This window comes from uncultured Bradyrhizobium sp. (genome assembly GCF_936928535.1).
Lineage (GTDB): Bacteria > Pseudomonadota > Alphaproteobacteria > Rhizobiales > Xanthobacteraceae > Bradyrhizobium.
On sequence record NZ_CAKZHY010000038.1, the window covers coordinates 21381 to 42417 of the forward strand.

Here is a 21037-nt window from a genome sequence, read left to right on the forward strand (position 1 = left end):
TCCGATGAAAAAGGCCGTTCCTGAAGCTGATGCTTAAACAGGAAGAGCAGCGCTTCTATGCGAGAACCGGCCTCAAGACAACGTTGGACCATGCCTTAGGGACGTGGATGCAGTCGCCTGAGGCCGGCACGGCCGCAAATCCCACCCAGATCCATCTGGCGCTCGCCAATTTCGCCGACGAGGTCGTCGGCACGCTGGCGCGCCTGTTCGCCTATGTGGGGACGCTGGCCCTGTTTGCCATCCTCGCGCTGGCCGGGCTCGGCCAGCTGCCTGATTTGCAGGGCGACGAGCCCGCCGCAAAACCCGGCTGGGCGGTCGCAGACCGCTCGCATCCGGCCTTCGCTCTCAGCCGACTGGATACGTCAGAGAAAACAGCCTCTTATACCATTTTTCGGCACCCCGAAGGTGGCCGCCGCGACGTTATGCGCTGGGCTGGCGACGCCGACAAGGTGGTGGCCGAGCTCGAGATCTATCGGGAAGGCAGCGAATTCGACGTGACGCGTCCGGCAACATCAGGCCTGGCCGCCCAGATGGGCCTGGGTGCCGATACCACGCTCGAGCAGGCCGGCCTGATCGACACCAAATTCGGCCCCGTCGCCCTGTTCCGTCCGTCGGGCGCAGCGGACGGTTCGCCTGCATGCCTCGGCTATCTCAAGCGCAACGAGGAGCCGGCCCTGCAGATCTCCGGCTTCTCCTGCCAGGGCGACACCTGGCCGGCCCGGCGTGCGGCGATCGCCTGCACGCTGAACCGGCTGACGCAGCTCGGCTCGGGCAACGAACCGAAGCTGGCCGAGCTGTTCGCCCATGCCGAGCTGAAGCGCCGCTCCTGCGACGCCCCGGGTTCGGGTGACTGGCTGCTGGGCGCGGCGAATGCGCAATTGCGCGGGACGCTTTGAGGCGCATCAAGCTCAAGCCGCTGGTATTGATGCAACTTTTGCCGGCGCGCCCGATTATTCCGTCCTGGTGTGACTGAATAGACCTAGTTGCAGTCCCCCCGGCCGGGCTAGTATGGGGGGAAATCGACTGGCGGCGCGCCGCCTGAAGGGGACGTGATGAGCTCGAATTTTTCTGCGGCGAACAAACTGGCGACGTTGCTTGCGGCGAGCGCCGCGTTTGCGATCGCCTTCGCTGCGCCGGCCTCGGCCGACACCAAGACCAAGCAGCGCTTTGATGATCGCGGCCGACATTATTACGGTCCGGCCGGCCCCAATGCGGTCTACCAGCAGGGCCGCACCCGCATTTACGTGAGCAAGCGCTCCTGGCTCGACGGCGGCACCGAGGTCAATCCGGGCGACCGCAAGTTCACCGATTACGCCTTCCCGCCGGCCGTCGGCTATCCGTCCTTCGCCCGCGAAAACCTCAACCGCCCGATCGACCGCCAGCCGCTGGCGACGCCTGCCGATGTCGGCGGCTATCCGCAGAATTTCCCGCTGTACTGAGCGGCGTATCTTTCGAATCAAAAGGCCGGGCGTGAGCCCGGCCTTTTTCGTTTCGGGAGGTGCGTCCGCCTCACGAATTAGCGGCCGGATCATAGCGCCGGCAAAACTCCTCGATCGCCTCGGAGCGGAAATCGGCGAGGCGCTCGAAGATCAGCTCGTCCGGCCAATCCCACCAGGCGATACGTTGCAGGCTTGCCGCGACGGCATCGTCGAAGCGCTTGCGGATGGGGCGCGCGGGCACGCCGCCGACAATCGTGTAAGGCGCGACGTCGCGGCTGACGACCGCGCCCGCGCCGATCACCGCGCCGTCGCCGACGGTCACACCCGGCAGCAGGATCGCGGCGTGACCGATCCAGACATCGTTGCCGACGATGACGCGATCGCCGCGGCGATCGGCGAAGAAGTCGCGGTCGCGCGTTGCGCTCGCCTCGTAATATTCGGGGACGTAGGTGAAGCGATGCTGCGAGGCGCGGCCCATCGGATGATTGGGCGCACCGATCCGAACGGAATTGGCGATGGCCGTGAACTTGCCGATCACGGCATCGGCGATTTCGCAGTATTCGCCGAGATAGGAGTAATCGCCGAGCGAGGCATATTCGATGCGGGTATGGCTGAGAATCTCGCAGCGCCGCCCGATCCGCGCCTCGCGCTGGCGCACCGTCTCATCGATGAAGGTTTCCGCGATCTTCGGGCGGGGTGCATCCATGAACTTACTCCGAGCTACGGCGCTGTCATTCCGGGGCGGCTCGAAGAGCCGAACCCGGAATCTCGAGATTCCGGGTCTGGTCCTTCGGACCATCCCGGAATGACAACACCACCCGCCTTACGCGTGCAGCTTCTGCAGTTCCTTCAGGATCGCTTCGCCCATCTGCGTGGTCGAGGCGGCGGCGGTGCCTTCCGACTTGATGTCGGCGGTGCGCAGGCCGCTGGCCAGCACCGCGGCGATCGCCGCGTCGACCTTGTCGGCGAGCGCGCCCATGTCGAAGGAATAGCGCAGCGCCATGCCGAAGGACGAGATCATCGCGATCGGATTGGCGAGGCCTTGGCCTGCGATATCAGGCGCCGAGCCGTGCACGGGCTCGTACAGCGCCCTGCGCTTCTTGGTCTTCACGTCCACCTCGCCGAGCGAGGCCGAGGGCAGCATACCGAGCGAGCCGGTCAGCATCGCGGCGATGTCGGACAGCATGTCGCCGAACAGATTGTCCGTGACGATGACGTCGAACTGCTTCGGGGCCTTCACCAGCATCATGCCGCCGGAATCGGCGAGCTGGTGCTCGAGCGTGACGTCGGGATATTCGCGCTTGTGGACGGCAGTCATGACCTCGTTCCAGAGCACGCCCGACTTCATGACGTTGCGCTTCTCCATCGACGTCACCTTGTTCTTGCGCTTGCGGGCAAGCTCGAAGGCGACGCGGCCGATGCGCTCGATCTCATAGGTGTCGTAGACCTGGGTATCGATGGCGCGCTTCTGGCCATTGCCGAGATCGGTGATGGTCTTGGGCTCGCCGAAATAGACGCCGCCCGTGAGCTCGCGCACGATCATGATGTCGAGGCCCTCGACCGCTTCGCGCTTCAGGCTCGAGGCATCCGCCAGCGCCGGATAGCAGACGGCCGGACGCAGATTGGCGAACAAAGCGAGATCTTTGCGCAGGCGTAGCAGGCCGGCTTCGGGGCGCACTTCGTAGGGCACTGCGTCCCATTTCGGACCGCCGACCGCGCCGAAGATGATGGCGTCGGCGGCGAGCGCCTTGGCCATGTCGCCCTCGGAGATCGACACCTTGTGGGCATCATAGGCGGAGCCGCCGACCAGGCCCGTATCAGTCTCGAATTTGGCGATCCCGGCCGAGTTGAGCCAATCGATCAGCCGCTTCACCTCGCCCATCACCTCCGGGCCGATACCGTCGCCGGGGAGCAGCAGCAATTTGTGGGTCGCCATATCAGTTTCCTCTGAGATCGAAATTCGGCCGGAGTGCTAGAGCGGCGTTGCGCGCTTGGCAAGACACCATTGCTGCGCCGCGGCTGTGCAAGGCGGGCAGGGCCTGCCACACTGCGCCTCGCCGGAGTCCCCCTTGCTCGCCCCAAACTGTTCTTCTCAAGACCGCCGCCCACCCGTCGCGCATCCCGCGCGGCTGATATTGACCCTGTCGCTGGCCGCCACCGTCGGCCTCGGCATCGGTCGTTTTGCCTATGCGCTGGTGCTGCCCGATATGCGGGAGGACCTCGGCTGGTCCTACTCAGCGGCTGGTTTCATGAACACCATCAACGCCGTCGGTTACCTCGTGGGCGCGCTCATGGCGTCGCGGCTGATCCAGCGCGTCGGCTGGTCGGCTGCGATCCGCGGCGGAACCCTGGCCTGCGTCGCCGCGCTCGCGACCTGCGCGCTGTCAGGCAATTTCATCGCGCTGAGCCTCGCCCGCCTGGTGCTGGGCCTGGGCGCGGCGGCCGGCTTCGTCGCCGGCGGCGCGCTGGCCGCAACGATCGCGCAGACGCGGCCGGAGCGGGCCAACTTCCTGCTCAGTCTGTTTTATGCCGGACCCGGCATCGGCATTCTCGCCTCCGGGCTGATCGCCCCGTTCACGCTGCAGCATTTCGGCCCGGGCTCGTGGTGGATCGTGTGGTGGGCGATGACGCTGCTCTCGGCCGCGATGACCGTGCCGCTGTTCCTGGTCCGGATCGAGAGCGGCGCGCGCTTTTCGGAAGGCAGCCACGCCGCCTTCGCTGTTGCTCCCGTGCTGATTTATCTCGGCGCCTACTTCCTGTTCGGCGCCGGCTACATCGCCTACATGACGTTCATGATCGCCTATGTGCGCGACGGCGGTGGAGGGGCTGCGGCACAGGCCGCGTTCTGGGGCCTGATCGGCATGAGCGCCTTCGTCACGCCCTGGGCCTGGCGGCGCGTGCTCGCGCTCGATCGCGGCGGGCTGGCCACCGCCATCATCCTCGGCACCAACGCGCTGGGGGCGGCCTTGCCGATCCTCGGGCATTCGCCCGCCTGGCTCGCCATCTCGGCGGTGGTGTTTGGCGTCGCCTTCTTCGCCGTGGTCGGCTCGACCACCGCCTTCGTGCGCTTCAACTATCCACCGGCGATGTGGCCAACCGCGATCGCGGCGATGACGATCTCGTTCGGCGTCGGCCAGACGCTGGGGCCGATCGTGGTCGGCGCGATCACGGACGCGCTGGGGAGCCTGAGCTACGCGCTCAATGTCTCGGCCGCGCTACTGGCGCTCGGCGCGGTACTGGCGTTGCTGCAGCGGAAGGTGGGGCCGGCCTAGGCCTCAGCTCCCGCTGAACGAATTATACCCCTGGTCTTCCCAATAGCCGCCCTTGTAGTCGTTGGTGACTTCCATCGAGACGACGTATTTCGGGTTCTTGAAGCCGAGCTTGGTCGGCACGCGGATCTTCATGGGGAAGCCGTAGGCGCGCGGCAGGATCTCGTTGGCGTATTTGAACGTCATCTGCGTCTGCGGATGCAGCGCGGTGCGCATGTCCAGGGGCGAGTTGTAGCCGTCCTTGTCGGCGCACTGGAACCAGACGTATTTCGCGCGCGTGTCGGCACCGACGAGTTTTAGGAAATCGCGGAGCGGCGTGCCGGTCCAGCTGCCAATCGCGCTCCAGCCTTCGACGCAGATGTGACGCGTGATCTGCGTGAACTGCGGCAGCTTGTAGAGCTCCGGCAGCGTCCAGGACTTCTTGTTGTCGACGAGGCCGCGCACCTCGAGCTTCCAGGCCTCGCCATCGACGTCAGGCGCGTCGTCGAGATCGTAATAGGCGTTGAACGGGAACGGCTTCGTGATGGCGCTCTCGGGGAAGGTCGGCGCCAGCGCATCGGGGTTGAAGATGAAATCCTGCACGGCATCGTTGAATTTCGAGACCTTCGCCAACAGCGTATCGGCCGAAGAGGAATCGACCACGTCGCATCCGGTGAGCAAGGTCAGCGCGCCGAGGCTGGCGCCGCCGGCGATGAAGCGGCGGCGGGTCACGTCAGGCATCACTTTGAGGGAGTCCTTGATCAGCAGCCGCTTGTCGACGCCGGGGATCAGGAATGAACGCTTGGCCATGATGGTTCTCCTAATCAGCGACCGATGATCATCGCGCGCAGGCTCTTCGGCACCAAGAGCGCGAGCAGGACGTGAATCACGAGGAAGGCGCAGATCGCGGCCATGCAGAAGAAGTGCACGTAGCGCGCGGTCGGGTAATCGCCGAACAGCGTCACCAGCCAATGCAGCTGCACCGGCTTCCACATCGACAGGCCCGTCAGCACGATCAGCACTCCGACAACAATAATGCCGGCATAGAGCGTGCGCTGCACGTAATTGTAGACGCTGAGGTCGTCATGGCCGAGCTTGAAGGTCAGCGCCGCCCTGACGTCGTGGAGCACGCCCGACGGCGTGATCGGCAGCAGTTTTTTCCGGAAGCGGCCGGATGCGAAACCGGTGATGAGATAGGCAAGGCCGTTGATCATCAAGAGCCACATCGCCGCGAAATGCCAGAGCAGGGCGCCGCCGAGCCAGCCGCCCAGCGTGTAGTCGCGCGGGAAGCTGAAGCCGAACAGCGGCGAGGCGTTGTAGATCTGCCATCCGGACAGGATCATCAGGATCATGGCGAACGCGTTGGTCCAATGCATGACCCGGACCCAGACCGGCTGGATCACCTTGGGCTTGACGGCGCTGATCTGCTCGTCGGTCACGGTAAGGCTCGACATGATGGTTCCGTCCTGAAGGTCTGGCGTCAGTGATTATACGCCGGTCTGCCCGCTTTCGTTACGCCAGCCGGCAGATCGAATCGCCTGCCTTATCAGTCACAATAAAGCGAGCCGGGTCACCCCGGCTCGCTGTTTCGACGGATCCTGTCGGGGATGAAACAGGGGTATCAGGTGTTACGTCGCCGGCATCAGCACGGTGTCGACCACATGGATCACGCCGTTCGACTGGTTGACGTTGGAGATGGTCACCATCGAGGTGCCGCCCTTGGCGTCGACGATCCAGACCTTGCCGTCCTGCTTCTTCACGGTCAGTTCCTCGCCCTCGACGGTCTTCAGCTTCTTGCCGTCGGTGAGGTCGGAGGCCTCGAGCTTGCCGGGCACGACATGGTAGGTGAGGATCTTGGTCAGGGTCGCCTTGTTCTCGGGCTTGACCAGGGTGTCGACGGTGCCGGCCGGCAGCTTGCCGAAGGCGGCGTTGGTCGGCGCGAACACCGTGAACGGGCCCTTGCCCTCCAGCGTCGGCACCAGGCCGGCCGCCTTCACCGCCGCGACCAGCGTCGTGTGGTCCTTCGAGTTGACGGCGTTCTGGACGATGTTCTTCGAGGGGAACATCGCGGCGCCGCCGACCATGACGGTCTTTTCCTCGGCGCGGGCGGGCGCGATGACTGATGCGGTGATGGCCAGCGCGCTGAAGGCAGCGGCGGTGAGATAGGCAATGCGCTTCGACATGGAGAAACTCCCGATTTCGATGGTGACCGGCGATGACCGGCCTTTGCGTTGGGGCAACAACGGCTGCTGGCGACAGTTTGACGTGAGGCAGCAGCGCGTCGTTGGCCGAACTACGGGAGGGTTCGCATGGGAGTTTCGGGGAATAATTTATTGTGATGCGTGAAACTATGGGGCGGGTGGCCGTGTGGGGTGCGCGCATGCTGAGCGAATGGTGCCGTAGGGTGGGCAAAGGCGCAAAGCGCTGTGCCCACGATCTCTCTCCGCAATTGAGAATGGTGGGCACGCTTCGCTTTGCCCACCCTACAGCAGTGCCTCGCCTCAATCCCTGTTGTTCGGCGTCTGGATGAACCCGCGATTGTGCGTCGGGCTGATCAGCAGCTCGTTGATGCACACGCGCGGCGGCATGCTGGCGATGAAGGCGATGGTGCGGCCGAGATCTTCGGATTGCAGCATCCTGGCCTGCTCCTCTTCGCTCGGCACCACCGGACGCAGCTTGAGGATCGGGGTCGCCACCTCGCCCGGCATCAGGCAGCAGGCGCGCAGGCCGTTGACGCATTCGTCCATGTTGAAGGAATGGGTCAGCGCCAGCACCGCATGCTTGGTGGTGGTGTAAGCTGGGCCCGGCATTTTCGAGACGTGGCGTCCGGCCCAGGAGGAGACGTTGATGATCGAGCCGTCCTGCTGCTTGCGCATCGTCGGCAGCACCGCTCGCATGCAATAGAGCACGCCGTTGAGATTGACCTGGACCAGTCTGTCCCAGCCCTCCAGTTCCATGTCCTTCCAGCTGCGCTTGGGGACGTTGATGCCGGCATTGTTCACGAGCAGGTCGATCCGGCCGTGCTTTGCGACGATCTGATCGGCCGCCTTCTGGGCCTGGTCCGCGTTGGAGACGTCCAGCGCGATGGCCTCGGCGGCACCGCCCGCCCCCGTGATCTTGGCCACCACGGTCTCCAGGGCGTCCTTGCGCCGGCCGGAGACCACTACCGTCCAGCCATCGGCCGCGAGCGCCTCGGCGCCGGCCTCCCCGATCCCGCTGCCGCCACCGGTGACCCAGGCCACGCGTTTCCCAGATTTGGTCATGCAAACTGTCTCCGTTGCTTCATTGGGGCGGTTTTTGCTAATCCAGCCCTCGGTTTTGACCGGCCTTGTCAGTCTTGCGGTCGAGGAAATCTTGCATGAACCACGCAGCCAACGCCAATTTGTTTTCCCGCCTGTTCGACGGCCTCGACGATCCCAAGCGCCTCGCGATCGAGACGCAGGACGGCGGTCGTATCAGCTATGGCGAGCTGATCGCGCGGGCCGGGCAGATGGCGAATGTGCTGGTCGCGCGCGGCGTGAAGCCGGGCGACCGCGTCGCGGTGCAGGTCGAGAAGTCGGTTGCCAATATCGTGCTGTATCTCGGCACGGTCAGGGCCGGCGCGGTCTATCTGCCGCTGAACACCGCCTATACGCTCAACGAGCTCGACTACTTCATCGGCGATGCCGAACCGTCGCTGGTGGTCTGCGATCCCGCCAAGGCCGAAGGGCTCGCCCCGATCGCCGCCAAGGTGAAGGCCAAGGTCGAGACATTGGGAGCTGACGGCAAGGGCTCGCTGACGGACGCTGCCGAGAAGGCCAGCAGCGAGTTCACAACGGTCTCGCGTGAAAACGACGACCTCGCCGCGATCCTCTACACTTCGGGCACGACAGGCCGCTCCAAGGGCGCAATGCTCAGCCACGACAATCTCGCGTCGAACTCACTTTCGCTGGTCGACTATTGGCGCTTCACTGACAAGGACGTGCTGATCCACGCACTGCCGATCTACCACACCCACGGCCTGTTCGTGGCGACCAACGTGACGCTGTTCGCGCGGGCCTCGATGATTTTCCTGCCGAGGCTCGATCCTGAACTCATCATCAAGCTAATGGCGCGCGCCACGGTGCTGATGGGCGTGCCGACCTTCTACACGCGCTTGCTGCAAAATCCGTCGCTGTCGAAGGAGACGACCAGGCATATGCGTCTGTTCATCTCGGGCTCGGCGCCGCTGCTGGCCGAGACCCATCGCGAATGGTCCGCACGCACCGGGCACGCCGTGCTCGAGCGCTACGGCATGACCGAAACCAACATGAACACGTCGAATCCTTACGACGGCGAACGCATCCCCGGCGCGGTCGGCTTTCCGCTTCCCGGCGTCTCGGTACGCGTGACCGAACCCGAGACCGGCAAGGAATTGCCGCGCGAGGATATCGGCATGATCGAGGTGAAGGGCCCGAACGTCTTTAAGGGCTACTGGCGCATGCCTGAAAAGACCAAGTCCGAATTCCGGCCCGACGGCTTCTTCATCACCGGCGACCTCGGCAAGATCGACGACAAGGGCTATGTCCACATCCTCGGCCGCGGCAAGGACCTCGTGATCTCGGGTGGCTTCAACGTGTACCCGAAGGAAATCGAGAGCGAGATCGACGCCATGCCCGGCGTGATCGAATCCGCCGTGATCGGCGTGCCGCATGCCGATTTCGGCGAGGGCGTCACCGCGGTGCTGGTCTGCAACAAGGGCGCCGACATCACCGAGGCCGCCGTGCTGAAGGCGCTCGACGGACGGCTGGCAAAATTCAAGATGCCCAAGCGCGTCTTCGTCGTCGACGAGCTGCCGCGGAATACGATGGGCAAGGTGCAGAAGAACGTCTTGCGGGATACGTACAAGGATATTTACGCGAAGAAGTGAGGGGACCCGCTCTCTCGCCGTCATTGCGAGGAGCCCTTGCGACGAAGCAATCCAGACTGCCGCCGCGGAGAAATTCTGGATTGCTTCGCTGCACTCGCAATGACGGAGGTTGTGGCGGCTACTGCCCGCCCACCAAACTCATCGCAAACCGGCTGCCGACGATAAACAAATAACACCCGAACGCGACTTCCAGCGTCCGCTTCGACATCGCGTGCGCGGCGCGCACGCCGAGCGGTGCGGTGACGAGGCTCATCGACATCACCAGCACGGCGCCGATCAGCGAGACGTAGCCGAGCGCGAACGGCACTTGCAGGGCCGACACGCCGGGATAGGTCGCGGCCGCGGGCCAGCCGGCATAGATGTAGCCGAGCGCACCGGGGATCGAGATCAGCACGGCGAGCGCCGATGAGGTCGCGACCGCCTGATGGATCGGACGGCCGTAAAACGTCATCAGCAGGTTCGAGAACAGACCGCCGCCGATGCCCATCAGCGTCGAGAGAATGCCGACGCAGAAGCCGTAGACGCGCATCAACGGTCCCTTCGGCAGGTCGTCGCCGAGCTTCCAGGTCTCGCGACCGAAGATGAGGCGGGCCGATGCGGAATAGGCAACGACGACGAACACGATCTTGAACAAGCGCTCGGGCGCGTAGCGCGCGATCACGCTGCCGGCGACGACGCCGATGACGATCGGCAGCCACCACACGCGCAGGATCGACATGTCGACCGCGCCGCGCTTGTAATGCGCCTGGAACGAACGGATCGACGTCGGGATGATCACCGCGAGCGAGGTGCCGACACAGAGCGGCATGCGGACTTCCAGCGGCACGCCGGCGATGCGGAAGCATTCGTAAAACACCGGCACGAGGATCGCGCCGCCCCCGATGCCGAACACGCCGGCGAGAAATCCTGATAGCGCGCCGACTGCGATCAGCAGCAGCGCGAGCTCGACGAGCTCCTTGATATAAAGACCTGCGATCACCCGGACCTGCCCCCGCAGCTCACCGCAACTTTTCCGATTCGCGCGACGAATTGAGCTGCGCGCGAAGCTGTAGGCGATCCCATTTGGACGGTCGACACGCTGCATCGGTAGTCTTGGGTGGATTGCAGACGGCGCATATCCGCCGCGGCGCGGAAAATCGATGCGCGTCGTGGAAATCAGCGAGTGGAACGCGCGCTTGCCGAGGCGCCTGCGTGCCATGAACTGACTGGTTCGAACCCTGATGACCAGCCAGCGGCTTAGAGCCGTTCCAATAGCAATTTCAATGCACCTTGACGGTCGCAGAAAGAGATGAATTAATATTCTCTTCTTCGGCGGTTCACCATCGCGCTGGTATACCAAGCCCCCGATTGGCTTGTTGCATCAATGTCGTAGAGCTGAATGCCGGTTCGATTTATGGCGATTTGGTGATTGCGCAGGCCAAATCGACTCCGTAAATAGAGCCGACCTCTCGCGATCCCCGCGCGCGCCCCGCTGGGCCGCCATAAACATCAAAAGCCCATGACCGCACGGATCGAACGACCGCTTTCACCACACATGCAAGTCTACCGCTGGACGTTGACGATGGCGATGTCCATCGTCCATCGCGCCACCGGTATCGCCCTCTATGTCGGAACCCTGCTGCTGGTCTGGTGGCTGGTTGCCGCAGCTTCGGGCCCCGCCGCCTACGCCAACGTGCAGGCCTTCACCGGCAGCATCATCGGCCGGCTGATCGTGTTCGGCTACACCTGGGCGCTGATGCACCATATGCTGAGCGGCATCAGGCACTTCGTTTGGGACCTCGGCTACGGCTTCAAGGCCAATGAGCGCGAAGCGCTGACCTGGGGCGCAGCGATCGGCGGCATCGCGCTGACGGTGCTGATCTGGATCATCGCCTACGCGATCGGAGGTGGACGATGAGCGCGTCAGATACGCCCAAGCGCAGCATGCGCACCCCGCTCGGCCGCGTCCGCAGTCTCGGTGCCGCGCATTCCGGCACGTCCGATTTCTGGCGCCAGCGCATCACGGCCGTCGCCATGACGCTGCTGATGATCCCTGTCATCGTGGTGATCGTCATGCTGTTTGGACGCAACCAGGCGTTCGCGGCACAGACCCTCGGCTCGCTGCCGATCGCCGTCATCATGCTGCTCTTCATCGTCGCCAGCGCCTGGCACATGAAGATCGGCATGCAGGTCGTGATCGAGGACTACGTCCATCACGAGAAGCTGAAGCTGGTCTCGATCATGCTCAACAACTTCTTCTCGATCGCCGTGGCGCTCGCTTCGGCCTATGCGATCCTCAAACTGTCTTCCGGAGTGTAACCCATGGCCAACGAGACGAATGGCAAGGGCAACGGCGCTCCCGCCACCAATGGCAAAGCCTATCCGATCGAAGACCACACCTATGACGTCGTCGTGGTCGGCGCCGGCGGCGCCGGCCTGCGCGCCGTGGTCGGCTGCAGCGAGGCCGGCCTGAAGACGGCCTGCATCACCAAGGTGTTTCCGACCCGCTCGCACACCGTCGCGGCGCAGGGCGGCATCTCCGCCTCGCTCGGCAACATGCACAAGGACGACTGGCGCTGGCACATGTACGACACCGTGAAGGGGTCGGACTGGCTCGGCGACCAGGACGCGATCGAATACATGGTGCGCAACGCGCCCGAGGCGGTCTACGAGCTCGAGCATTGGGGCGTTCCGTTCTCGCGCACCGAGGACGGCAAGATCTACCAGCGTCCGTTCGGCGGCATGACCATGGACTACGGCAAGGGCCAGGCGCAGCGCACCTGTGCCGCCGCCGACCGCACCGGCCACGCCATGCTGCACACGATGTATGGCCAGTCGCTGCGTCACGCGGCCGAGTTCTTCATCGAGTTCTTCGCCATCGATTTGATCATGGACGACCAGGGCACCTGCCGCGGCGTCATCGCGCTCAAGCTCGACGACGGCACGCTGCATCGCTTCCGCGCCCAGACCGTGATCCTCGCCACCGGCGGCTACGGTCGCGCCTACGCCTCCTGCACCTCGGCGCACACCTGCACCGGCGACGGCGGCGGCATGGTGCTGCGCGCCGGACTGCCGCTGCAGGACATGGAGTTCGTGCAGTTCCACCCGACCGGCATCTACGGTTCGGGCTGTCTCGTCACCGAAGGCGCCCGCGGCGAAGGTGGCTATCTCGTCAACTCCGAAGGCGAGCGCTTCATGGAGCGCTATGCGCCGTCGGCAAAGGACCTCGCCTCGCGCGACGTCGTCTCGCGCGCGATGACCATCGAGATCCGCGAAGGCCGCGGCGTCGGCAAGAAGAAGGACCACATCTTCCTGCATCTCGACCATCTCGATCCCGCCGTGCTCGCCGAGCGCCTGCCGGGTATCTCGGAGTCGGCCAAGATCTTCGCCAATGTCGACGTAACGCGCGAGCCGATCCCGATCGTGCCGACCGTGCATTACAACATGGGCGGCATCCCGACGAACTATCACGGCGAAGTCCTGACCAAGAAGGACGGCGACGACAACGCCATCATCCCCGGCCTGATGGCGATCGGCGAAGCCGCCTGCGTCTCCGTGCACGGTGCCAACCGCCTCGGCTCCAACTCGCTGATCGACCTCGTCGTGTTCGGCCGCGCCGCGGCGCTGCGCCTCGCCGAGAAGTTGACGCCGAACGCCAAGCAGCCGGAGCTGCCGGCGAACTCGTCAGATCTCGCGCTCGGCCGCCTCGACCATTACCGCTATGCCTCGGGCGGCACGCCGACCGCAAAGCTGCGCGAAGGCATGCAGCACGTGATGCAGACCAACTGCGCCGTGTTCCGCACCGGCGAGGTCTTGAGCGAAGGCCAGAACCTGATCGAGAAGGTCCACAGCGGCATCTCCGATATCGCCGTGTCCGACCGCTCGCTGGTGTGGAATTCCGATCTGATCGAGACGCTCGAGTTCGACAATCTGATCTCGCAGGCGGTGGTGACGATGGACTCCGCCACCAACCGCACCGAGAGCCGCGGCGCGCATGCCCGCGAGGACTTCTCCGCGCGCGACGACAAGAACTGGATGAAGCACACGCTGGCCTGGCTCGACGACAAGGGCAAGGTCAAGATCGAGTACCGCCCGGTTCACGACTACACCATGACCAACGACGTGCAGTACATCCCGCCGAAAGCGCGCGTGTATTGAGCGAACAGTAGCCGTCATTCCGGGACGATGCGCAGCATCGAACCCGGAATCTCGAGATTCCGGGTCTGGTCCTTCGGACCATCCCGGAATGACGAAAGGTTAGAGAAATGGTTGAATTCGCACTTCCGAAGAACTCCAAGATCACTGGCGGCAAGACCTGGCCGAAGCCCGCGGGCGCGACCGAGACGCGCGAGTTTCGCGTCTATCGCTGGAATCCCGACGACGGCAAGAATCCGAGCGTCGATACCTATTACGTCGACGTCAATGATTGCGGTCCGATGGTGCTGGACGGCCTGATCTGGATCAAGAACCACATCGACCCGTCGCTGACCTTCCGCCGCTCCTGCCGCGAAGGCGTCTGCGGCTCCTGCGCCATGAACATCGACGGACAGAACACGCTCGCCTGCACCCGCTCGATGCACGACGTGAAGGACGGCGCGGTGAAGATCAACCCGCTGCCGCACCAGCCCGTCGTAAAGGACCTCGTTCCGGACCTCACCAATTTCTACGCGCAATACGTCTCGGTCGAGCCGTGGCTGAAGACGACCTCGCCGACGCCGCAGAAGGAATGGCGCCAGAGCCACGAGGACCGCGAAAAGCTCGACGGCCTCTACGAGTGCATCCTGTGCGCCTGCTGCTCGACCTCGTGCCCGAGCTATTGGTGGAACAGCGACCGCTATCTCGGCCCTGCCGCACTGCTCCAGGCCAATCGCTGGGTGTCTGATTCGCGCGACGAGGCCACCGGCGAGCGGCTCGACAATCTCGAGGACCCGTTCCGGCTGTATCGCTGCCACACCATCATGAACTGCGCCAAGGCCTGCCCGAAGGGCCTGAACCCAGCCGAGGCCATCGCCGAGCTCAAGCTCAAGATGGTCGAGCGCCAGATCTAACGGCTTTTTTGATGCGACCGACCCCGGCCCGCGCGGCCGGGGTACGATTTTCGACAAAATTGACTGATCTCGCGGTACGCGCGAATTGGCGAACCACAACCTGAAGTTCCGTCACAAAGCCGCTTCCTTCCGCCCGTCAGATTCAAGTAAGCTCTCCGGTCGGGGGACCGGAGCGACCGTGCAGGGCGCACAACGCAACTCGCTGAGACTGTTGCAGTGGATGATGGCGGCATCCCTGGCGCTGCCCATTGCGCTGTTCGCCATTGCTTCCGCGATTTCCTACCATTCGACGCTTGATATCGCCGACCGTGAGATCGAGCGGACGCTCGATGTCGCCCATGAGCACGCGCTCAAGGTGTTCGAGACCATCGACCGGAGTCTCGCCGAGCTCAACGAGGTCGTGCGCGACCTGCCCGACGACGTGATCCGGTCCCGGGAAGCAGCGCTGCACAAGCGCCTGAAGCAGCTCACCGACACGCTGCCGCAGCTCAAATCGGCCTGGATCTTCGATGCCGACGGCAAAGCGCTGGTCAACAGCCTGGCGTCACCGCCGCCGGAGCTGAGCTTTGCCGACCGCGATTATTTTTATGCCCATGTCGACCAGAGCATCGGCACTTACATCGGCGCCACGCTGACGCCGCGTCTGCCATATCAGGGCGCGCGCTTCTTCGGCGTCAGCCGTCGCCGCTCGTCCGAGGACGGCAGCTTCACCGGCGTGATCCAGGCCTCCGTCCTGCCTGAATATTTCGAGAGCTTCTACGCCAGGATCGGGACCGATCCCGGCAGCTTCTTTGCGATGGGACGCGCCGATGGGGTGTTGCTGGCGCAATTCCCGCGGCTCGATCGTGACTTTCGACTCGATCCCAACGGCCCGGTCGGCCACAGCATTGCAGCCCATTCCGACCGCGGGCTGATGACCATCGTTTGGCCATCGGACGGAATCGAGCGGCGCATCGGCTACCGGCGCGTCGCCGAATATCCGATCTATGTCAGCGCCGGCCTCGAGACCTCGGCGATCCGTGCGCGCTGGTTCGCGACCATGAGCCAGCATCTGGTGTTCGGCGTACCCGCCACCGCGCTGCTGTTCATCCTGCTGGCGTTCGCCTTCCGCCGCACCCAGCATCTCCAACTCGAAGCTGCCAGGCGGCGCGAGGCCGAGGAGGCGCTCAAGCACAGCCAGCGGCTGGAGGCGCTGGGCCAGCTCACCGGCGGCGTCGCGCATGATTTCAACAATCTCCTGACCGTGATCCGCGCGTCGGTCGACTTGTTGAACCGCCCGCAATTGAGCGAGGAACGGCGGCAGCGCTACATCACGGCGATCGCGGAAGCCGTCGCGCGCGCCGCCAAGCTGACCTCGCAGCTGCTCGCCTTTGCGCGGCGCCAGACCTTGAAGCCCGAGGTGTTCGACGTCGGCGAGAGGATGCGTGCGCTGCGCGACATGCTCGGCACACTGCTTGGATCTGCGATCGAGATCGTCACGCAGCTGCCGAGCGAGCCCTGCCTCGTCAGCGCCGACGCCGGTCAGTTCGAGACCGCGATGATCAACATGGCGACCAATGCGCGCGATGCCATGCAGGGCAAGGGCCGGATCGTCTTCACGGTCCACACGGCGACGAGCGGTCCGGAGACGCTGACGCATCTGTCCGGAAGCCAGACCTTGAAAGATCTTGGATTCATCTGCGTCACCGTCAGCGATAGCGGCGTCGGCATTCCCGCCGCACAATTGGGGCGCATCTTCGAGCCGTTCTTCACCACCAAGCAGGTCGGCCAGGGCACCGGCCTCGGCCTGTCGCAGGTGTTCGGCTTCGCCCGGCAATCCGGCGGCGAAGTGACCGTCGTCAGCGAAGTCGGCCAGGGCAGCACCTTCTCTCTCTATCTGCCGCGCGTGCCGGCCGATCGGTTGCCGCGGAGCCAGGCGCCGACCACGGCTCCCGCCGTCGCCGGCAGCGGCATGTCGGTGCTGGTCGTCGAAGACAATATCGAGCTCGGCAATTTCGCCGCCGACGGGCTGACCGAGCTCGGCTACAGCATCACGTTGATCGACAACGCCACCGACGCCCTCACCGAACTGGTCAGCGACCCGGACCGCTTCGACGTCGTGTTCTCCGACGTCGTCATGCCCGGGATGACCGGGCTCGATCTTGCGGAGGCGATGCGGAATCGTTGCATCGATGTCCCTATCGTTCTGACCACGGGCTATAGCCAGGCCTTGTCACAAGACGGCGTCGCCGGCTTCGAGCTGGTGCAGAAGCCCTATTCGATCCAGGAGCTGTCGCGTGTGCTGCACCAGGCCGCTCGGTCGAGGCGGGTGCGGGACGGCGCCGCCGAGTGAGGTTGGGAACCTCCTTGGAACCGCTGGGAACCTGATGGCGTTGTTCCCTCATGCAGAAGCCGGTCCGGAAAAGTGAGCAGGGCACGACGCCGCCCATCGTGAAGATCACCGGCGAGAATGGCGATGAAGTCGTCCCGCCGCCGCCGGAATTGCTGGAGCCCGATCCCGAGCTGACGGCCGAAGAGGCCGAGCAGGCGCGCAGGGACTATCTGCTGACGCGCTTCTGGATCAGCGCGCGGGGCTTCTGGAGCCGCAAGGGCGACCGCCTCGCCTGGCCCTTTTCGCTCGGCCTCGTCGTGCTGATCGTCCTCACCGTCGGCTTTCAATACGGCATCAATGTCTGGAACAGGGCGATCTTCGACGCCATCGAGAAGCGTGATGCGACCACGGTGCTCCATCTCACCGCTGTGTTCTTTCCGCTCGCCATCGGCAGCATCGTGCTCGGGGTCGCCCAGGTGTTCGCGCGCATGGGCATCCAGCGCCGCTGGCGCGCCTGGCTCACGAGCAGCGTGCTGACGCGGTGGCTCGCGAACGGGCGCTACTACCAGCTCAACCTCGTCGGCGGCGACCACAAGAACCCGGAATATCGGATCGCCGAGGATTTGCGCATCGCGACGGATTCGCCGGTCGATTTCCTCGCCGGCGTCACCTCGGCGCTGCTGTCGGCCGCAACCTTCATCGTCGTGCTCTGGACCATCGGCGGCGCGCTGACCGTCACGCTGGGCGGATCGGCCGTCAATTCGTGCAGGTCTCCGAGGACAAGAACCAGGCTGAGGCGGATTTCCGCTACACGCTGACGCGTGTGCGCGAGAACGGCGAGAGCATCGCGCTGCTCGGCGGCGAGGAGGAAGAACGCGGCGGCATCGACCGCAATTTCACCAGCGTGCTCAGGCAATGGGCGCGGCTCGCCGGGCAACACATGCGGACCACGCTGGTGTCGCAGGGCTCGAGCCTTGTTGCTCCCGTGGTCCCGCTTCTGCTCTGCGCGCCAAAATTCCTCGACGGCAGCATGAGCCTCGGACAGGTGATGCAGGCGGCCTCGGCCTTCACCATCGTGCAGAGCGCGTTCGGCTGGCTGGTCGACAATTATCCGCGGCTCGCCGACTGGAACGCCTGCGCGCGCCGCATCGCCTCGCTGATGATGTCGCTCGACGGCCTCGAGCGCGCCGAGCTGGGCGACGGCCTCGGCCGCATCAAGCGCGGCGAAACCAGCAACGATGCGATGCTGGAGCTGCACGACCTCTCCGTCACGCTCGACGACGGCACCGCCGTGGTCGGCGAGACCGAGGTGGTGATCGAGCCCGGCGAGCGGCTTCTGGTCGCCGGCGAATCCGGCACCGGCAAGAGCACGCTGGTGCGCGCCATCGCGGGCCTGTGGCCATGGGGCGGCGGCAGCGTCAATTTCCATCCAGACCGGCGGCTGTTCATGCTGCCGCAGCGGCCCTACGTGCCCTCGGGCAGTCTGCGCCGTGCGGTCGCCTATCCCGGCGCGGAGGACGACTGGAGCATCGAGCAGATCGGCGAAGCCCTGCACAAGGTCGGCCTCGACCATCTCAAGGAGAAGATCGCGGAAGAGGGGCCTTGGGACCAGACCCTCTCGGGCGGCGAGAAGCAGCGCCTCGCCTTCGCGCGGCTGCTGCTACACAACCCTGACATCGTCGTGCTGGACGAAGCGACATCGGCACTCGACGAGAAGAGCCAGGACAAGATGATGCAGATGATCACCGACGAGCTGCCAAAGGCGACCATCGTCAGCGTCGCGCATCGCGTCGAGCTGGAGGCCTTCCACAGCCGCAAGATCGTGCTGGAGCGCCACAAGGGCGGCGCCAAGCTCGTCAGCGATATCGACCTGATCCCGCGCAAGGGCAGGCGCAAGCTGCTCGGCCGATTCCTGCGGCAGCGGAAGAAGGTGTAAGGCCGTCGTCCCGGACAAGCGCGCCCTAAGCGCGCGCAGATCCGGGATCCATACCCACCGAGAGAGGTTTAGCGAAGACTTGGAGTGAGCGCCTCGCGTCAAACTCCTCCCTGGGGTTATGGATCCCGGCCTGCGCCGGGATGACACTGAAATTGTAGCTCTCTGCAAAACCGGCTATGCATGCGCCGCCTGCAACGAGGACCGCCTGCTTGACGCCCGACAACGCCCTTTCGACCGCGCCGTTCGGCGCGTTTGCGCCCAACGCAGCGCAGGCCGCGATCATCCGCCTCGCGCAGGGGTCCGGGCTGAAGCGCGGCGCGTTCCGTCCCTGGATGTCGCGACTGGTCAACCTGCTGCGCGGCGGGCCGGTCGACGTGCAATATCAGGGCGCTTCGTTTCGCTTCTACCATCAGGGCAGCGCCACCGAGCGCGGCGCGCTGTTCAATCCCGACTACAACATCGACGAGCTCGACTTCCTGCGCCAGCACACACCCGAAGGCGGCACGTTCGTCGACGTTGGCGCCAATGTCGGCACCTTTGCGCTGGTGATGGCACGGCAGGTCGGGTCATCAGGCAAGGTTGTCGCGATCGAGCCGCATCCCCTCACGTTCGCGCGGCTCACGTTCAACCATGCCGCATCGAAGGCGGCGCAGGTTCGCCTGGTGCAGGCCGCCGCGGGCGATGCCGACGGCGAGCTGATGATCGAGAGCGGCGGCGGCAATCTCGGCGCCACGCATGTGGTCACCGGCGCGGCCAGCACGGAGGCCATCAAGGTGCCCTCGCTGCGGCTGACGCGCATCCTTGAAGAGGCCGGCGTGACCCAGGTCGATTCGCTCAAGATCGACGTCGAGGGTTTTGAGGACCGCGTGCTGATCGGCTTCTTCCGTGATGCGCAACAAGCGCTATGGCCGCGCGCGGTCGTAATGGAGCATCTGTCACAAAACGAATGGCAGCAGGACTGTATCGCCGACATGGTCGCGCGCGGCTTTACCGTCGCGCGCAAGACGCGCAGCAATACGTTCCTGTCGCGCTGAACCACGGAGCCTAGCGATGATCGATCATTTGGGCCTCTCCGTCTCCGACTATGAGGCGGCGAAAACGTTCTACAGCAAGGCGCTCGCGCCGCTCGATTATAGCCTGATCATGGAAGTGACGGAGGAGCAGACCGGTCACGCCGCAGCCGCCGGATTCGGTGCGGGCGGCAAGCCGGATTTCTGGATCGACGGAAAAGGCGCGATGAACAAGCCGGTGCATGTCGCGATCTCGGCGAAAGACCGCGCCACGGTTGATGCGTTCTACAAGGCTGCGATGGCGGCAGGCGGCCGCGACAACGGGCCACCCGGCCTGCGCCCGCATTATCACGCGAACTATTACGGCGCCTTTGTGCTCGACCCCGACGGCCACAACATCGAGGCGGTCTGCCACGCGCCGGAATAGCGTAACGCGCGGCGGAACATTGGTGCCGCATCATCGTTGTCGTTCTCCTGACAACTGACCTCGATGATGCCGATGCCGATTGACCCGCCCGAGATACCGCCATCGACACCGGGCACGCCGACCGAGCCGCCGCCCGGTATTCCGCCGGGCAATCCGCAGCCTGAAGTCACGCCGCCGGTGCACGAGCCCGGCGAATCACCTCGGCCCGACGAATTGCCGGGCCGCGTGCCCGAAGAGATTCCGTCGCGTGGACCGAGCGGCCCGCTCACGCCGAATCCCGCGACGGATGCCAATTCGTCGCAGGCGTCACATGTGAGACAGAGCACTCACATGTGAGGCGATTGCGACTCACGCCTGAATGCGTAATGAACGTTGTTCTCGTGACATGATTTCCATGCAGAAATAAATCGCGACGCAATGTCTTCGCCCGCCACAATCCGGCCTAACGCGTAGCTGTTCATCACCCGACTTCACATCGTCAAAGAACCTTCCGGGGAAGTTCAACCACATGACCAACCTTCGTTTCGTGCTGCTTGCCACGACGGCCCTGACCGCGATGCAATTTGCAGGCTCTGCAGCTCATGCGCAAAGCGCGCCGCCGCTCGTGGTCGCGCAGGCCCAGCCGGAGACGGGCCCTGACGGAAAACCGAAGCAGCCTCCGAAGGAAGCGCCAAAGGGACCGCCGCCCGCTGCGCGCCCGGCAACGCCGCCGCCGGCACCGCCTGCCGCCCCCAAGCCACCGGCCGCACCG

19 protein-coding genes and 2 pseudogenes are annotated in these 21037 nt (G+C 64.7%); 14 read left to right on the forward strand and 7 right to left on the reverse strand.

The window, feature by feature from the left end; translation table 11 throughout:
- Positions 1-107 precede the first annotated feature (107 nt).
- Both Q0687_RS05030 and Q0687_RS05035 read left to right on the forward strand, forming a co-directional pair.
- Entirely contained in the window at positions 108-896 is a 789-nt protein-coding gene (locus tag Q0687_RS05030) for a hypothetical protein (RefSeq protein ID WP_298873040.1), read from the forward strand.
- 156 nt (positions 897-1052) lie between these two features.
- Complete coding sequence (locus Q0687_RS05035; RefSeq protein WP_298873042.1) at positions 1053-1439, forward strand: hypothetical protein; 387 nt, start codon at positions 1053-1055, stop codon at positions 1437-1439.
- 70 nt (positions 1440-1509) lie between these two features.
- Here the strand turns inward: Q0687_RS05035 and Q0687_RS05040 are convergent, their stop codons facing one another.
- Positions 1510-2145 (reverse strand): DapH/DapD/GlmU-related protein, encoded by a 636-nt coding sequence (locus Q0687_RS05040; RefSeq protein WP_298873044.1) that lies wholly within the window; start codon positions 2143-2145, stop codon positions 1510-1512.
- Between the two features lie 117 nt (positions 2146-2262).
- Positions 2263-3375, reverse strand: a complete 1113-nt coding sequence (gene leuB, locus Q0687_RS05045) for a 3-isopropylmalate dehydrogenase (protein WP_298873046.1) — start codon at positions 3373-3375, stop codon at positions 2263-2265.
- A 133-nt stretch (positions 3376-3508) separates the two neighbouring features.
- Between leuB and Q0687_RS05050 the strand changes: the two genes are divergently transcribed.
- The gene (locus Q0687_RS05050; protein WP_298873048.1) at positions 3509-4711 is read left to right on the forward strand and encodes a YbfB/YjiJ family MFS transporter; all 1203 of its coding nucleotides are present in this window, start codon (positions 3509-3511) and stop codon (positions 4709-4711) included.
- A gap of 3 nt (positions 4712-4714) precedes the next feature.
- Here Q0687_RS05050 and Q0687_RS05055 read toward each other — a convergent pair whose 3' ends face one another.
- The 4 genes from Q0687_RS05055 to Q0687_RS05070 all read right to left on the reverse strand — a co-directional run bounded on the left by Q0687_RS05055 (position 4715) and on the right by Q0687_RS05070 (position 7950).
- Complete coding sequence (locus Q0687_RS05055; RefSeq protein WP_298873050.1) at positions 4715-5497, reverse strand: molybdopterin-binding protein; 783 nt, start codon at positions 5495-5497, stop codon at positions 4715-4717.
- Positions 5498-5511: 14 nt separating this feature from the next.
- The gene (locus Q0687_RS05060) at positions 5512-6141 is read right to left on the reverse strand and encodes a cytochrome b/b6 domain-containing protein (RefSeq protein WP_298873052.1); all 630 of its coding nucleotides are present in this window, start codon (positions 6139-6141) and stop codon (positions 5512-5514) included.
- A gap of 174 nt (positions 6142-6315) precedes the next feature.
- On the reverse strand, positions 6316-6870 hold the full coding sequence (locus tag Q0687_RS05065) for a fasciclin domain-containing protein (RefSeq protein WP_128962789.1): 555 nt from the start codon (positions 6868-6870) through the stop codon (positions 6316-6318).
- Positions 6871-7188: 318 nt separating this feature from the next.
- Positions 7189-7950, reverse strand: a complete 762-nt coding sequence (locus Q0687_RS05070) for an SDR family oxidoreductase (RefSeq protein WP_298873057.1) — start codon at positions 7948-7950, stop codon at positions 7189-7191.
- A gap of 95 nt (positions 7951-8045) precedes the next feature.
- Between Q0687_RS05070 and Q0687_RS05075 the strand changes: the two genes are divergently transcribed.
- Complete coding sequence (locus tag Q0687_RS05075) at positions 8046-9575, forward strand: malonyl-CoA synthase (protein WP_298873059.1); 1530 nt, start codon at positions 8046-8048, stop codon at positions 9573-9575.
- Between the two features lie 118 nt (positions 9576-9693).
- Here the strand turns inward: Q0687_RS05075 and Q0687_RS05080 are convergent, their stop codons facing one another.
- Entirely contained in the window at positions 9694-10554 is an 861-nt protein-coding gene (locus Q0687_RS05080; RefSeq protein WP_298873061.1) for a sulfite exporter TauE/SafE family protein, read from the reverse strand.
- A 519-nt stretch (positions 10555-11073) separates the two neighbouring features.
- On the opposite strand from Q0687_RS05080, the gene sdhC reads away from it, so the two are divergent.
- From sdhC to Q0687_RS05130, 10 genes and pseudogenes are all read left to right on the forward strand, one after another.
- The gene (sdhC, locus tag Q0687_RS05085) at positions 11074-11472 is read left to right on the forward strand and encodes a succinate dehydrogenase, cytochrome b556 subunit (RefSeq protein WP_298873063.1); all 399 of its coding nucleotides are present in this window, start codon (positions 11074-11076) and stop codon (positions 11470-11472) included.
- Complete coding sequence (sdhD, locus tag Q0687_RS05090) at positions 11469-11873, forward strand: succinate dehydrogenase, hydrophobic membrane anchor protein (RefSeq protein ID WP_298873066.1); 405 nt, start codon at positions 11469-11471, stop codon at positions 11871-11873. Before sdhC ends, sdhD begins: the two co-directional genes overlap by 4 nt.
- A 3-nt stretch (positions 11874-11876) precedes the next feature.
- The gene (sdhA, locus tag Q0687_RS05095) at positions 11877-13712 is read left to right on the forward strand and encodes a succinate dehydrogenase flavoprotein subunit (protein ID WP_298873068.1); all 1836 of its coding nucleotides are present in this window, start codon (positions 11877-11879) and stop codon (positions 13710-13712) included.
- A gap of 107 nt (positions 13713-13819) precedes the next feature.
- A complete protein-coding gene (locus Q0687_RS05100) occupies positions 13820-14602 on the forward strand; it encodes a succinate dehydrogenase iron-sulfur subunit (RefSeq protein ID WP_298873070.1) in 783 nt (260 codons plus the stop codon).
- Between the two features lie 178 nt (positions 14603-14780).
- Entirely contained in the window at positions 14781-16934 is a 2154-nt protein-coding gene (locus Q0687_RS05105; RefSeq protein ID WP_298873072.1) for a hybrid sensor histidine kinase/response regulator, read from the forward strand.
- Positions 16935-16984: 50 nt separating this feature from the next.
- A pseudogene (locus Q0687_RS05110) lies at positions 16985-18849 on the forward strand (ABC transporter ATP-binding protein/permease).
- Between the two features lie 209 nt (positions 18850-19058).
- A complete protein-coding gene (locus Q0687_RS05115; RefSeq protein WP_298873074.1) occupies positions 19059-19883 on the forward strand; it encodes an FkbM family methyltransferase in 825 nt (274 codons plus the stop codon).
- 16 nt (positions 19884-19899) lie between these two features.
- Complete coding sequence (locus Q0687_RS05120; RefSeq protein WP_298873077.1) at positions 19900-20286, forward strand: VOC family protein; 387 nt, start codon at positions 19900-19902, stop codon at positions 20284-20286.
- A 72-nt stretch (positions 20287-20358) separates the two neighbouring features.
- Positions 20359-20622: a hypothetical protein gene (locus tag Q0687_RS05125; RefSeq protein WP_298873079.1), complete on the forward strand. Its 264-nt coding sequence runs from the start codon at positions 20359-20361 to the stop codon at positions 20620-20622.
- A gap of 172 nt (positions 20623-20794) precedes the next feature.
- Positions 20795-21037 (forward strand): annotated as a pseudogene (locus Q0687_RS05130) (OmpA family protein); the annotation flags it as partial.